The organism is Actinomadura geliboluensis, from assembly GCF_005889745.1.
GTDB classification, from domain to species: Bacteria; Actinomycetota; Actinomycetes; order Streptosporangiales; family Streptosporangiaceae; genus Spirillospora; species Spirillospora geliboluensis.
In genome coordinates, this window is sequence record NZ_VCKZ01000796.1 from 1 (window position 1) to 390 (window position 390).

The window sequence follows — 390 nt, forward strand, 5'->3', positions numbered from 1 at the left end:
GGCCCCTGCTGCTCCGGCGCGGGCGGCTGCTGTTCCGGCGCGGCGCCCTGCTGCTCCGGCGCGGCCGGCGGTGGCCCCGGCGCGGCGGGCGGCTCGGGCGCGGCCGGCGGCTCCGGCGGGGCGTTCTCCTGCTGGGCGGGGGCGGTCCGCGCCGCCTGCTCACCGTCCCGGGCCGGTTCCGCCGTGTCGCCGCTCATCGCGTCCAGAGAGGCCAGCCGCTCCTCCAGGGAACGCCCGTCGTGCTCGTTCCTCGCCACCGTTTATCCCCCTCGGGCACGCCTCTGATGATCAACACGGTGCAGGTGGGCAAAATGGCCCCCACGCAGGATACCCATCACCCAATACCACGCATCCCGCGTGTAGATCGACCTTGGGGCGGGACTCCGGGGG

At 75.4% G+C, this 390-nt stretch carries 1 protein-coding gene; it reads right to left on the reverse strand.

From position 1 onward, the window contains the following. Positions 1–257 (reverse strand): hypothetical protein (locus tag ETD96_RS44295; protein WP_205719781.1); only part of this gene is annotated, 257 nt, incomplete at its 3' end. Between the last annotated feature and the right edge of the window lie 133 nt (positions 258–390).